Raw genomic sequence first — 12,930 nt, 5'->3', positions numbered from 1 at the left:
TGCCTCAACATGTGATGCTAGCAAACATCTATATTATCGAACGAAAAGTGACTAGTATGGCTTTGTTATTATATGATTGAACGAATTTATCACTTTAAGAAATGTAAAAACCTACCGATAAGTCTTCATCAGATTCATGTGGTTTCCAAGCTACATTAAAACCGTAGCTATAGCTCCAATCTGGATGCCAGTCCTTATAATATGGGACACGACTGTATTTGCCAAGTGTCACTTCATCCTCCTCTGATGATTCCTGACAGGTTATCCCAAACTGGATACCATCAAGTTCCCAGTAATTTCCCCAAACATATTCATAAGAAATGACATCAACCCAGCGGGAAGCGTCAATCTCAAAGTCGGTACATAACTTTAACGATTGGAAAGTACTATAGTGCATATTGTAAGGTTTGATATGTATAGCGCAGTCAACGTGATACTTTTCATAATTGGTATTCAATAGGATAACCTTCATTGGAATGGGAACGCCATTCAGTTCCAACCACCAGTATCCAAGTTTATTGTGCAAAATATCAAAATATTCGTCTGTTGCTACTGATTTAGAAAAATCATTTATTTGCAAACATCGACCTGACCTTAATAATTCAGCTGCAATCTCTCTTGCTTTCCCTTTATCAAAATCAGAGTAACGCTTAATCACACGCTTTAACTTGTCAATTGGATATGAGATGTCTTTTTGCGAAGCCTGATATATCTTCACAACATGAGCAATCTTTTCAACGTCGTTGATTCCAACAGGTACAACCACAAAATGGTCTTCCCTGATTGATTCATCCTCACAAATATAGATGTATTCCTCACCAAACTCTGAAAAAGTGACTGATGCAACTCTGTAAACTATATCTGATGAATTTGAATCAGTTTCTTGATCAGATAGCTCCTTCTCTTTACTATCTAAATCTATCCACTTATAGAAAGTATAACGATTTGGATTCTCATCCTCACCGAATACCATCAAGCTATGACAATTTGGACATTGCCAAGCATAGTACGAAGCATCAGTAATATCATAATAATCAATCTTATTATTTTCATCTGCGGTATCCGTTATCTCTTCCCATAACTCATCCGAGAATACCGAAAAAGCATTCGGGTCTGGAGCAGCATGGTCATTCATTGGATATCCGCATTGACAAGTCCACTTACCCATAATATAACTCCTACAGCTAGTAACCAATCTTACCGTTTATCGTTTTAGCATATTATACCACGAAACAACACAAAAAACTGCAACCTTTCGATTGCAGTTTCCTACAAGTCAACTTCTCTTCCTTCAAGGAAAGTTACAGGAATCTGCCCACTTCCTGAGATTGTGATGTTGTCGAGAAATTGGCACATGATATTCCTGTCAAAATAACTACTCAACTTGACCAAAATCCTATCCAGTTTACCATCTCTACAATCCTATATCAGTCGGTAAAAGGCATCACCACACTATGCAGTTCTCTGTTACCGTATCGTTTCGTCTGTTTCCCTCCTCATTCTATGAGACCTATACCCCATGATACCTTCTCGACCTTCGGTTTCACCTTGTCGCATGGGCGGATCATCTTTCTTTTCTAGGAAATCAAGGAAATAAGGCGACTTGGCTGAGATATGGTTAATCATGAAATCAAACATGAGATAGTAGTCTTGACTGAGTGCCTCAATATCGCTCCAATCTCCAAAACCCTCATCAACCTTGGTATAGTCCACGGGTGCAAACCCGCGGTCGCCTGACGATGGAAAGAAGGGAAGAATGTGGACACCACCGACCACATCTTTCAAAGGGCCTTCTAAGACCTGCTTCAAGTCTTTCAGATTTTTTCCAAGACTGTCTGAATAGGTAATTAACATTGCTTAATTTTTACTTTCATAACTTGCTCTATTTACCTTCCTCAAAGCGTTTATAGACTGCTATAAATTCCTCAGCAATCGTTCGAAAACCTTCTGCACTCAATAACTGATCCTCAGCGTGCATCAGAATTAGACCTGTTTGGTTTAATTCCCCATTCATTTCTTTTGTCAAAAGTGAGTGGTGAGCATTGTGTCCCTGTACAAATGCTTCTTCGCCTTGTTTAATTCTATCTTTAGCCTGCTCAAATTCACCCTGCTTAGCCAATTGAATAGCATCGATGTACATAGATTTTGCTGTTCCTACATAGGTGATAATTTGAAAACACACTTCGAGTACTTTTTCGTCCATTTTAATGCCTCTCTTACCAATCTTCGTCTTCTAAATCGCTTGTTTCTTGTATTTCAGCTTGTAAAGCTTGTTTATCCATCTGTTTAATAAACGGATAATAAACAAAGAAAGACATAACCAAAATAAGTGTTTGCAACAAGGCTGTTTTCCAACCACCGATGATAAATCCTGAAATAATTGGAGGACAAGTCCACGGAACTTGAACGGCACCATACATAGGTGTCAGTCCAAAATAAATCGCTGAATACTGGATGATACAAGATAAAATAGGCGTTAATATAAAGGGAATTGCTAAAACTGGATTCATTACAATCGGCAAACCAAAGAGCACCGGCTCATTGATATTAAAGATGGCTGGAACCATTTCAAGACGTCCAAGAATTTTTAGTTGTTTTGATTTTGCAAATGCAACCATGTAAACTACCAAACCAATCGTAATCCCGGCACCTGTAACATTGATAAATTGATCAAAAAATTGAATCGTCACAATATGACCACCATTGGCTAGATTTAATTCAAGGCCCTTATCTAAAATGGCTTGGTTTTCCAAAGCATTCGCCTGTAGCAAGCCACTCATGATGCCACCAACTACAGTTGAGCCGTGCACCCCAAACATCCATAAGAATGGTACAAGGAAACACATAAGCACCGCACCAAACAATGAGTCAGTCAAGCCTTGCATTGGTGTTTGAATAAGATTATAAATCACTTCAATCGTTGTGACCTTAAACAATTGTTCAACAAGTCCGACAAAGATCGTTGCCGCTGTGATGATAACAGTAGCAGGAATCAAGGCTGAAAATGCGTTGGCTACACCAGTTGGTACGCCATCTGGCATTTTGATTTTGATATTTTTCTTCAAAAACCAAGAATAGCTTGCTCCTACAATCAAACCAACGATAATGGCACCAATCATCCCTTTCCCGGAAGTCCAATCCTTCAGAATAATGTTACCAACTACATCCCCATTTTTAGAAATCAAACTGGAGGGCTGGATTAGCAAGAAAACTGCTAAGGCAATGACACCTGCCCCAAGCGGCTCCTGTTTTTCTAGCTTAGCATAGGTATACGCAATCCCAATGACTGTTACAATCGCACTGATATTAAAGGTCGCACCAATTGCTTGATTGAGAACAGGGGTAATACCACTAGTTTCTAACATCGTTGCTAGAGCTGGAACTGGAAAATTGGCCAAGATAAGAAAGATGGAGCCAACAATCAACAATGGCATAGAGAAAACAATACCATCTTTTATCGCTGTTACACCTTTGGTATTGACAAAGGCCATCATCCGATCAACAAACTTTTTAATTAGTTTATCCTTCATCATCTTCTCCTTATTTTTTCATCATGTAAGCTTGTTTAAGAACTGCCATACCGTTTACAGTGCCATAATCAGCCATTGCAATCACTTCTACAGGAACATTGTGAGAAGCACAAATTTCTTTTGCTTTTTCAAGTTGGAAACCAACCTGTGGGCCTAATAGAGCCACATCAATATCTCCAACTCTTTGTTCCAATTCACTGATGGAATAAGCTGCAATTGTTGCATCTTTCCCTTTTTTCTGAGCCGCTTCTTTCATACGCTCAACCAAAATACTTGTTGACATACCTGCTGCACAAAACAATCCAATATTCATTTTAATTACTCCTTATAATTCGTTTCCATTTGATGTAATCACTTTTTGATACCATGTAAAGGAATCTTTCTTCATTCGTTGCAAAGTTCCTTCGCCATTATTATTCTTATCGACATAGATAAAGCCATAACGCTTCTCCATTTCACCTGTACCAGCACTAACAATATCGATACAGCCCCAAGGGGTATAACCAATGACATTTACGCCATCTTCTTCAATCGCTAACATCATTTGTTCAATGTGTTGTTTGAGGTAATCAATGCGGTAAGAATCATGGATTCCATCAGGCTCTACCTTATCATAAGCACCGAATCCATTTTCAACTATAAAAAGCGGACAGTGATAGCGATCGTATAAAAGATTTAAGCTATAGCGTAATCCCTCAGGGTCAATCTGCCAACCCCAATCGCTTGATTCAATATAGGGATTTTTCTTAGTATAAACATCTTTGAAAAGCTCTTCTGTTTCCTCAGATGCTGTAGCAGTCACTGTATCACTCATATAGTAACTCAAGCCAATATAATCTACACAACCTTCTTTTAGAGTTTCTAGATCTTCTGGTAAAATATCCAGTTTGATATTATTTTTTCGACAAAAGGCCTCGATATAGTAAGGACGCTCTCCAAAAACATGAAGATCTCCATAGTGAAATAAACGATGCTCCATTGCCTTCTGGCTAGCAAGTATATCTTTTGTATCACATGTATTCGGGTAAAATGGTACCATTGCCAGCATACAACCAATTTTGAAATTTTTATTGATTTTCCGACCCAATTGAACAACTTTTGCAGAAGCCACTGACTGATAATGGATAACCTGCTGTAGTACCTCAACTGGATTTTCATCTTCCTGATAAATGACACCAGAATTAGTCCATGAGCACCAAGGAACATTAATTGCACCTTGATTATTGATCTCGTTAAAGGTCATCCAATACTTAACTTTGTCCTTATATCGTTCCATGACGACTTCCGCAAAACGAACAAAGAAATCAATCAACTTGCGATTACGCCAAGCACCATACTTAGTAACTAGATGATAGGGCATTTCAAAGTGACTGAGTGTGATGACCGGTTCAATTTGATGAGCTAGCAGCTGATCAAATAAATCATCATAAAATTTCAACCCTTCTTCGTTAGGTTCTTCTTCATCTCCATTTGGGAAGATACGAGTCCAGGCAATCGAAGTTCGAAAACACTTAAATCCCATCTCAGCGAATAATTGTATATCGTCCTTATAGGTTCTGTAAAAATCTATTGCATCATGATTCGGATAATATTCGTCAGGTAAGACGCCATCAGTAATCTGTCGAGAGTGGCTAGCACTTCCAACCGTCATCACATCGGCTATCGAAATGCCTTTTCCACCTTTATCATACCCTCCTTCAATTTGGTGAGCAGCAACTGCCCCACCCCATAAAAAGCCTTCTGGTATTTTTGCCATTTTACCTATCCTTTCTGTATTTTGTACTAGCGCTATGAACAAGTCTATTTTATAACATACTGTACCTGCTGACAATAGATATTGAGATAGAAAATATATGTACAGTCGAACAATATTTGTTACATAAAAAAAACAAGAGTTTTCACTCCTATTTTTTTAAATAAACTTGGTAACGTAAGGATTCTAAAAAATAGACAACTGGAATCTGAGTGGTCAAATTAGTGGAACGTAGCGAGGAATCTGCGTAGGCAACTGGCATAAAGTAGGATAAATTTATATCCGATAGCTGTGATAAAGTGGAAATATCTGTATTTGTCAGACTAACAATCTTAGCATTTCTTTCTTTGAATCCCTGTACCAGAGTTAGAACTTCTTCTGTCTCACCGCTGACACTTAGAGCAATAACCAAAACATCCTCCAAATTAGAATGATGCAATTTCAGAGAATAAAATGGGTTAGTAATAGCAAAGCTAAGAATACCGATTCCAGAAAAAAGATATGAGCCATATTCTGCCAAACTTAGACTAGTACCCACCCCTAAAAAGATAACTTGTTTGGCTTGAACGATCAAGTCTGCTATCTCTGATAGTTGTTTTTTTAAAGCTTCATCTTGGACACTAGTCTGTAAAAATTGTATTGCTGGAATATCAATAGGAAAGTAGTGACGATGTTTATTTTCCTTATCTTCCGACCTTGACAAGGCATATTTTAAATCATTGTAGCTATCAAATCCCATCTTTTTCGCAAAACGAATGATGGTTGTTGTCGATAGATTTATAGATGTCGATAGCTCTCTGATAGTCATCGTAGCAACTTTATCTCTATGTTGCAATATAAAATTATACACGCTTAATTCACTATTATTTAGCCCTTTTGCTTTATGATAATCAAATAAATTCATAGACACCCTTATGCTTTTGTAGTATATAGTTGTTTCATTAACATTTCAATAATGAGAATAACAGGTACCTGCGTCGTAATATTAAACCCATTTAAAAATAATTGAGGAACATGATAGGTTATGGAGCAATCAGATAGCCTTGACAATGTTGATTCCAATGTATTTGTGATGGCAATAACTGGACAACCTTTTTCCTTTAATTTTTGTACAATTTTCAATGTTTGAGAAGTCTCACCAGATTCGGATAAGGCAATGACACAAGTTTTTTCCATACTGTTTTGTAGCACTGGTTGCCAAGGATCTTCAATACACATACTAAATTTGCCAATATTTGAAAAATAGCGCGCTCCATATCGACCTAAAGTTCCAGAGGAACCAATTCCGACAAAAACAATCTGTTCAACGTTCTTTAAGATTGCCACAGCCTCCATAATCAGCTGCAAAAAAGTATCTTGCTCAGTATAATCAATGAATAGCTTCAAAGAATTATTGTCTTGATTGTTTAAAATAATTTGCTCATTTTTTAAATATTCTTTATAAGCAATCTTAAAATGGCTATATCCATCAAATCCTAGATGCTTGCAAAATCGTTGTACGGTTCCAACTGATACATGTGCAAGTTGGGCCAATTCCTTGATTGTCATAGAGGATATATTTTCATTTTCTAAAATAGTTGTATAAATAGCATTTTCTAAGTCGTTAAAACTTGCTACAACCTCATAACTAAACATATAATCCCTTTTTCTATCTCTATTGATTTGCTTACAATGTAACAAAAAACTAATAACCAAAGTGTTCTACACTAAAATAATGGAGAGCATAATGGCTATAAAACCAAGTCAGCATTAAAATCTATTAGAAAACCAGACGAATCAGATTTGTCTAACGAGACATGGTTAAGAGAAAATACTTTAAAACAGTATTGCCTTATGTTCTAGATTATATCATATTTTTGAGCATACTTTGAGTATTGTTAGTTTATTGACTTAAAAGAAACATAACAAGAGCTTATCTCTATTAAATTGTCTCAATTTCAATCGTCCATTCTGGAGATATGTAAGGTGGGGACGTTTCTATTCCCATAAACTCCTTGTCAATGGAAACAAACACGTACCCACAGGGTAAATGGAAATAGAAACTGATAATTTCTAGCTATCACTTCTATTCATTCCAAAAATTTTCTCACTCTGATACTTCCCCACGCCAATACAAAAAGCCTTGCAATCAAGGCTTTTCAAACTCCCTTGCGTTCAAAGGTTTCTAGGTTTTTACGAGCAGAGCAACACACTCCACGTGATGCGTCTGTGGACTCAAAAGGTTTGGGAAACCTTTTGAGGATTAACTACGTTTCACTAACAAACTTACACACTCAACGTGATGCGTTTGTGGAAACAAATCCACCGGCTGGACTTTCTTTAATTCGTAGCCCAACTCTTGATAGAGTTTGATATCACGCGCCATGGTGGCGACGTTACAGGAGATATAGGCGATGCGGTCAGCTCCTGTTTGAGCGCTTGCTTTGATAAAGCTTTCGGTCAAGCCCTTGCGTGGTGGGTCGACCAGGATGGCAGTTGGTTGGATGCCTTCCTTGAGCCAATTCTTCATGGCATTTTCAGCTGTGTCACAGACATAGTGGGCATTGGTGATACCGTTCAATTCTGCGTTCTTCTGGCTATTTTCTACTGCTTCTGGGATAACTTCCACTCCGTAGACTTCCTTGACATGTTTAGCGACTGATAAGCCAATAGTTCCGATTCCTGAATAGGCATCGATCACCACATCATCTTCTTTTAAGTCCGCAAAGTCAATGGCTGTTTGATAGAGCTTCTCTGCCATTTCGGTATTGACCTGGTAAAAGGCTGGTCCAGAGATTTGGAAATCATTGCCCAACATTTGGTCGGTAATATAGTCTTGACCGTAGAGAGTACGCCATTCTTTCCCGAAAATCGCATTGGTATTTTGGTCATTGATATTTTGCATAACAGATTTGATGGCTGGGAATTGCTTGATCAGCTGCTCGATCAACTGGTCTACACGGAAAACCTTGGGACGAGTAGTGACCAAAATGACCATAATTTCTCCAGAATGGTGCCCTCGACGGACGACAAGGTTCCGAATCAGGCCAGACTGTTCCTTCTCATCATAAGGCTTGAGATCAAAACGACGAATCAAATCCCGAAGAGCCAAGACCACTTGGTCAATGACTGGATCTTGGATGTAGAAATCTTCGATCGGCATCAAATCATGAGAGTTCTTCCGAAAGAAGCCTGTCTCTACCTGACCATTGACACGACGGACAGGGACTTGGGCCTTGTTGCGATACTGGACAGGATGGTCCATCCCCAAGGTCAGGGGTACTTCGATATCAGAGATCCCTGCCATCTTGTAGAGGCTATCCTTGACCTGCTTGGCCTTGAATTTTAGTTGCTCCGGATAAGCTAGGTGACCCAAGTCGGCGATTCCGCTTCGTAAATAGGCAAGATCCAGCTCTTCATTACGATGAGGGGATTTTTCTAAGTACTCCTCTACTTTTCCGTAGCCAATCTTTTTGTTGACTTTAAGCACGCGCATGCGGACAACTTCTCCTGGCAGGGCATTCTCCACAAAAAAGACCAGGCCATCGACCTTAGCCACTCCTGCTCCTTCGTGGGTCAAATCGACAATCTCAACGGTTACAATTTCATTTTTCTTTAACATGGTGTTCTATCTTTCTACAAATTAAAAGGGGTGGAGTCCAAAACTCCTATCCCCTTATTATATCATCTCAGTCCCATTTGGTACAATTTCTTTTTATAAGCATCGAAATCGACGAGCAAGCCTTGGCCACCATACATATCGTAGGCATCGACCCAATCCCCGTTTTCTGGGATGGTCACTCGTTCAATTCCTTTTCCAGCACTACCGACTAGGCCAAGTCCATTGGTCAATAGGAAGGAGAAAGGTACATTGGTAGACGTCATAGCAAAGACTTTCCCGAGGGCTTCTGATCCCGTAAAGAGTTTGGTTGGATCCTTGATCTGATGCATGATAGCAGACATGACCTCTTGTTGGCGACGGGTCCGACCAAAGTCCCCTTCATCATCCTTACGGAAACGCGAGTAATTGAGAAGAGTCCGGCCATCCATCCGTTGCTTTCCAACCTTGATGGTTTGTTGCGGAACGACACCGTCTTTCATGTTCAAATCGTCTGGCACTTCCACTTCACTGACCTTTTCGCCATCAACTGTTGAAAACTGCGCATTCATCTCGACCCCATTCGGGAAGAGGGTATCGATCGCTGTCGCAAAGGTCTTGAAATCGACCATGGCGTAATATTGGATGTCAATGTCAAAGTTATCTTTGAGCATCTGACGCACCAATTCAGCCCCTTGGTTGTTATTTTGCTCCCCGATGGTGAAGGCAGTATTGAGCTTCTGGTCATAGTAGCCATCATATTCAGGAATATTTTGCTGGCTGACACCATCTATATGGACCAGTGTATCCCGCATGAAGCTGACCATCTTGATCTTGCCTTCTTTGTTATTGACATTGACCACCATGATGGAGTCTGTCCGGGTTTCATCTGACTTCTCACCGATCCGACCATCTGTCCCCAAGATCAGAATATTGACCCCATCTCGCGACTTCTTGCCGTTAAATTTCTCTACGACAGCAGGCTTGGCATCTTTACCAGCTGGTTTACTGTTGAGGCCTTTCACAAACATAAAGACCATGCCACCGATAATGAGCAAGAAAAAGAGAGCTATCCACTTGAGGATCCGCTTGACGCGGATCTTTTTCCGTGGTTTCTTAGGTAGATCGCTCGTCGCAGCGACTGCTTTTTTCTTTGTTTTTCTGCTACGTGATTGGTAAACAGGAAGGTCACCAATCGGTTCAGCAATCTCCCCTTGCACTTCTTCAGTAGCAGCTACTTCAGGCTGTTGAAGGGGTTCTGTTTCCTCATAAGCTCCTTGGCTTTTTTTGAGCAAATAATTGTATTCTAGTTGTTCTCGTTCATTCAAATAATGAAAATTTGAGTATAAGTACTCTAATCGCTTTCGCTCATGGTGAGATAGAAAGTTGGATTCGTTACTCATCTTTTCTCCATTCCGTTATCTTTTATGGTATAGACCTGATACTGACCCAAGACTTTTGTCTGAATGCCCAGACTGTCTAATTCTTGATAGGCAAAGTGCACTAGATCAGGCGCTTCATTTAGGAGGTCAATAATGAAAAAGTATTCTCCTAAAGCTGTTTTTAGAGGGCGACTTTCAATCTTGGTTAAATTGATTCCCCGCCAAGCAAAGGTGGACAACCCCTTATAGAGGGCTCCAGCCAGGTTACTTGGCAAGGTTAAAGCCAAGCTAATCTTTTGACTCGAAAGATTCAAAGTTTCTGAAATCAAGGGCTCTTTTGCCCCTAAAATCCAAAAACGCGTGTAGTTGTCCTCGATTTCTTGGATGTCTTTGGCCTGGACTTCTAAACCGTACTCACTGGCTGCTGCCAGAGGGGCAATAGCTGCAATCTCCAATTCTGGATGTTCTGCTACATAGCGGGCTGCATAGGCTGTTGAAGCCGTCATTTCCATGGTCACATCTGGATAATGGGCCCTTAGAAAAGCCTTCCCTTGGGCCAAGGCCTGTGGATGTGAATAGACCGTTCGAATAGGCCGATCTTTTCTAGCCATCAAGAGCTGTTGCTTGATGGGATAGACCACTTCTGCAACGGCCTGGATGGTCCCCTGGTGAAAGAGGTAATCAATCGTCTCGTGGACACTACCTTCAATAGAGTTTTCAACGGGGACGACTGCAAAATCGATTTCTTGATTTTCATAGGCCTTAATAACATCTGTGATCGTTCGATAAGCGATGCGTTCAGAAGTTGGAAAACTATGTATCGCCACATCATGGGTAAAAGATCCCTTGGGACCTAGATAGCCTACAAGCATCGAATAATCTCCGCAATTTCGTCAGGTGTTTTGTCCTTAACATCCACAATATGGGTAGCAATATCCTCATACAAAGGCAAACGTCCTTCAAAAATCTTCTTGAATTCTTCTTTGGTGTGGTTTAAAAAGAGGGGGCGTTGCATGGCTTTGTCATTTTGAATGCGGCTGTACAAGGTTTCAAAATCTACCCGCAGATAAATGTTGTGAGGATTTTTTTCCAAGAGCGCACGGTTATGAGGATTGACCACAATCCCGCCTCCAGGGGAGATGATGGCCGCCTCGTTTTCCAACAAACGCTCCAGCATTTCAGCCTCGCGACGACGAAAGGCAGCTTCCCCTTCCACTGCGAAATAGTCATTAATCGACATACCGATCTCTTCAACAATTAATTCATCCATATCATGGAACTTTGGATCAAGAATGCGACCAACGGTCGTTTTACCTGCTCCCATAAAACCAAGTAAAATTTTAGCCATGCAGTAAGGTCTCCAAATCTTCAAAAAAACTAGGGTAACTGGTGTTGATGGCCTCTGCCCGATCCAGCATCACATTTTCTTCACTCACCAATAAGGCAGCAATGGCAGCCATCATCCCAATCCGGTGGTCTCCAAAAGTTTCTAAGTCTGCTCCATGTAGGGGAGTCGGTCCAGTGATGATCATGCCGTCTTCCGTTGGCACGACATTGGCTCCCATAGCATTGAGGCTATCTGCTACGACCTGGATGCGGTCCGTTTCTTTCACACGAAGCTCTTCAGCATCCGCAATCACGGTTTGACCATTTGCTTGTGTCGCTAGTAAGGCAATAATCGGCAATTCATCAATCAAGCGTGGAATCAACTCCCCATCAATCCGAATCCCATTTAAGGACGAAGTCTTGACAGTGAGACTCGCAGAGACCGCTTTTTCATCGCGATCCTCCATGGTGAGATCTCCCCCCATTTCTTGAATCACATCGAGAATCCCTGTCCGCGTTTGGTTGATGCCAACATTTTCAATCTTGATCACACTCTCTGGCAGAATGAGGCCAGCCACTAACCAAAAGGCTGCACTGGAAATATCTCCAGGAACAATGACTTCTTGACCTTGGAACTCTTGTCCACCTTGGATGCGGATGGTTTTTCTATCCACTTGGATCTCTCCACCAAATTGGCGAATCATATCCTCCGTATGGTCACGCGTCTTTTCCTTCTCGATAATCGTCGATTCACCCTCAGCTTGTAGAGCGGCAAAAATGAGAGCAGATTTGACTTGGGCCGATGCCACTGGCAAACGGTAATGAATCGGTTGGAGCTGATGCGTCCCTTTTTCATGTAAAGGCGGGCAATCGCGATCTCCCTGACCAGAAATCTCTACCCCCATCTGACGCAGTGGGATCGCCACACGATCCATAGGGCGTTTGGAAAGACTATCGTCTCCGACCATGGTCACTGCAAAATCCTGACTTGCTAGAACACCTGAGATCAAACGAATAGAAGTTCCTGAATTGCCCATGTCAAGGGGAGCGGTCGGAGCTTGAAGACCTTGAAAGCCTACTCCTTGAATCCGAATCACATCCCCGTCATCTTGGATGGAGACTCCTAAATCTCGAAACACCTGGATGGTAGAAAGCACATCTTCGCCTCGCAAGATATCATAGACCTTGGTTTCGCCTTTTGCAAGACTTCCAAAAATAATGGATCGGTGACTAATGGATTTGTCACCAGGTACGCGAATGGTGCCCCTGAGGCCCTTGCTATTGGTTCTTAATTTCATTGCCTTCTCCAGAGTGCTTTTCCTCATATTCTATCATAAATAGGACATGAATTCAATTTTTGAT

12 protein-coding genes and 1 pseudogene are annotated in these 12,930 nt (G+C 40.8%); all 13 read right to left on the bottom strand.

All coding sequences use genetic code 11. The features are described from left to right. Nucleotides 1–94 precede the first annotated feature (94 nt). The 13 genes and pseudogenes from HMPREF1195_RS01810 to aroA all read right to left on the bottom strand — a co-directional run bounded on the left by HMPREF1195_RS01810 (nt 95) and on the right by aroA (nt 12,866). Entirely contained in the window at nt 95–1,168 is a 1,074-nt protein-coding gene (locus tag HMPREF1195_RS01810; protein WP_023917873.1) for a hypothetical protein, read from the bottom strand. 395 nt (nt 1,169–1,563) lie between these two features. Beyond that, a pseudogene (locus HMPREF1195_RS01805) lies at nt 1,564–1,854 on the bottom strand (alpha-amylase family glycosyl hydrolase); the annotation flags it as partial. A gap of 28 nt (nt 1,855–1,882) precedes the next feature. Next, nucleotides 1,883–2,203 carry a PTS sugar transporter subunit IIA gene (locus tag HMPREF1195_RS01800; protein WP_003003528.1) on the bottom strand — a complete coding sequence of 107 codons (321 nt, stop codon included), beginning with the start codon at nt 2,201–2,203 and terminating at the stop codon, nt 1,883–1,885. 13 nt (nt 2,204–2,216) lie between these two features. Then, nucleotides 2,217–3,530: a PTS sugar transporter subunit IIC gene (locus HMPREF1195_RS01795; RefSeq protein WP_003003586.1), complete on the bottom strand. Its 1,314-nt coding sequence runs from the start codon at nt 3,528–3,530 to the stop codon at nt 2,217–2,219. 10 nt (nt 3,531–3,540) lie between these two features. Then, the gene (locus tag HMPREF1195_RS01790) at nt 3,541–3,843 is read right to left on the bottom strand and encodes a PTS sugar transporter subunit IIB (RefSeq protein ID WP_003003699.1); all 303 of its coding nucleotides are present in this window, start codon (nt 3,841–3,843) and stop codon (nt 3,541–3,543) included. Nucleotides 3,844–3,855: 12 nt separating this feature from the next. Then, entirely contained in the window at nt 3,856–5,286 is a 1,431-nt protein-coding gene (locus tag HMPREF1195_RS01785; protein WP_003003486.1) for a 6-phospho-beta-glucosidase, read from the bottom strand. Between the two features lie 148 nt (nt 5,287–5,434). Continuing rightward, nucleotides 5,435–6,187: a MurR/RpiR family transcriptional regulator gene (locus HMPREF1195_RS01780; RefSeq protein ID WP_003014478.1), complete on the bottom strand. Its 753-nt coding sequence runs from the start codon at nt 6,185–6,187 to the stop codon at nt 5,435–5,437. An 8-nt stretch (nt 6,188–6,195) separates the two neighbouring features. Continuing rightward, complete coding sequence (locus HMPREF1195_RS01775; protein WP_003014472.1) at nt 6,196–6,918, bottom strand: MurR/RpiR family transcriptional regulator; 723 nt, start codon at nt 6,916–6,918, stop codon at nt 6,196–6,198. Between the two features lie 607 nt (nt 6,919–7,525). Next, nucleotides 7,526–8,884 carry a 23S rRNA (uracil(1939)-C(5))-methyltransferase RlmD gene (gene rlmD, locus HMPREF1195_RS01770; protein WP_023917871.1) on the bottom strand — a complete coding sequence of 453 codons (1,359 nt, stop codon included), beginning with the start codon at nt 8,882–8,884 and terminating at the stop codon, nt 7,526–7,528. A gap of 62 nt (nt 8,885–8,946) precedes the next feature. Further along, nucleotides 8,947–10,263, bottom strand: a complete 1,317-nt coding sequence (locus HMPREF1195_RS01765) for an LCP family protein (RefSeq protein ID WP_023917869.1) — start codon at nt 10,261–10,263, stop codon at nt 8,947–8,949. Beyond that, nucleotides 10,260–11,114 carry a prephenate dehydratase gene (gene pheA / locus HMPREF1195_RS01760; protein ID WP_023917867.1) on the bottom strand — a complete coding sequence of 285 codons (855 nt, stop codon included), beginning with the start codon at nt 11,112–11,114 and terminating at the stop codon, nt 10,260–10,262. The genes HMPREF1195_RS01765 and pheA overlap by 4 nt, the downstream gene beginning before the upstream one ends. Beyond that, on the bottom strand, nt 11,105–11,590 hold the full coding sequence (locus HMPREF1195_RS01755) for a shikimate kinase (protein ID WP_023917865.1): 486 nt from the start codon (nt 11,588–11,590) through the stop codon (nt 11,105–11,107). The genes pheA and HMPREF1195_RS01755 overlap by 10 nt, the downstream gene beginning before the upstream one ends. Next, nucleotides 11,583–12,866 (bottom strand): 3-phosphoshikimate 1-carboxyvinyltransferase, encoded by a 1,284-nt coding sequence (gene aroA, locus HMPREF1195_RS01750; RefSeq protein WP_023917862.1) that lies wholly within the window; start codon nt 12,864–12,866, stop codon nt 11,583–11,585. Before aroA ends, HMPREF1195_RS01755 begins: the two co-directional genes overlap by 8 nt. Nucleotides 12,867–12,930: the final 64 nt, after the last annotated feature.

It is taken from the genome of Streptococcus parasanguinis CC87K (assembly GCF_000507765.1).
In the GTDB taxonomy this organism is placed as follows: domain Bacteria; phylum Bacillota; class Bacilli; order Lactobacillales; family Streptococcaceae; genus Streptococcus; species Streptococcus parasanguinis_J.
Note: the sequence above shows the minus strand (reverse complement) of the source record. Positions and strands in the feature narration are given on the sequence as shown.

Excerpts from the sequence above, each read along its gene's own strand:
- HMPREF1195_RS01755 (WP_023917865.1), bottom strand. The coding sequence starts at position 11,590 with ATGGCTAAAATTTTACTTGGTTTTATGGGAGCAGGTAAAACGACCGTT.
- pheA (WP_023917867.1), bottom strand. The coding sequence starts at position 11,114 with ATGCTTGTAGGCTATCTAGGTCCCAAGGGATCTTTTACCCATGATGTG.
- HMPREF1195_RS01780 (WP_003014478.1), bottom strand. The coding sequence starts at position 6,187 with ATGAATTTATTTGATTATCATAAAGCAAAAGGGCTAAATAATAGTGAA.
- HMPREF1195_RS01785 (WP_003003486.1), bottom strand. The coding sequence starts at position 5,286 with ATGGCAAAAATACCAGAAGGCTTTTTATGGGGTGGGGCAGTTGCTGCT.
- HMPREF1195_RS01765 (WP_023917869.1), bottom strand. The coding sequence starts at position 10,263 with ATGAGTAACGAATCCAACTTTCTATCTCACCATGAGCGAAAGCGATTA.
- HMPREF1195_RS01790 (WP_003003699.1), bottom strand. The coding sequence starts at position 3,843 with ATGAATATTGGATTGTTTTGTGCAGCAGGTATGTCAACAAGTATTTTG.
- aroA (WP_023917862.1), bottom strand. The coding sequence starts at position 12,866 with ATGAAATTAAGAACCAATAGCAAGGGCCTCAGGGGCACCATTCGCGTA.
- HMPREF1195_RS01775 (WP_003014472.1), bottom strand. The coding sequence starts at position 6,918 with ATGTTTAGTTATGAGGTTGTAGCAAGTTTTAACGACTTAGAAAATGCT.
- HMPREF1195_RS01795 (WP_003003586.1), bottom strand. The coding sequence starts at position 3,530 with ATGAAGGATAAACTAATTAAAAAGTTTGTTGATCGGATGATGGCCTTT.
- rlmD (WP_023917871.1), bottom strand. The coding sequence starts at position 8,884 with ATGTTAAAGAAAAATGAAATTGTAACCGTTGAGATTGTCGATTTGACC.
- HMPREF1195_RS01810 (WP_023917873.1), bottom strand. The coding sequence starts at position 1,168 with ATGGGTAAGTGGACTTGTCAATGCGGATATCCAATGAATGACCATGCT.
- HMPREF1195_RS01800 (WP_003003528.1), bottom strand. The coding sequence starts at position 2,203 with ATGGACGAAAAAGTACTCGAAGTGTGTTTTCAAATTATCACCTATGTA.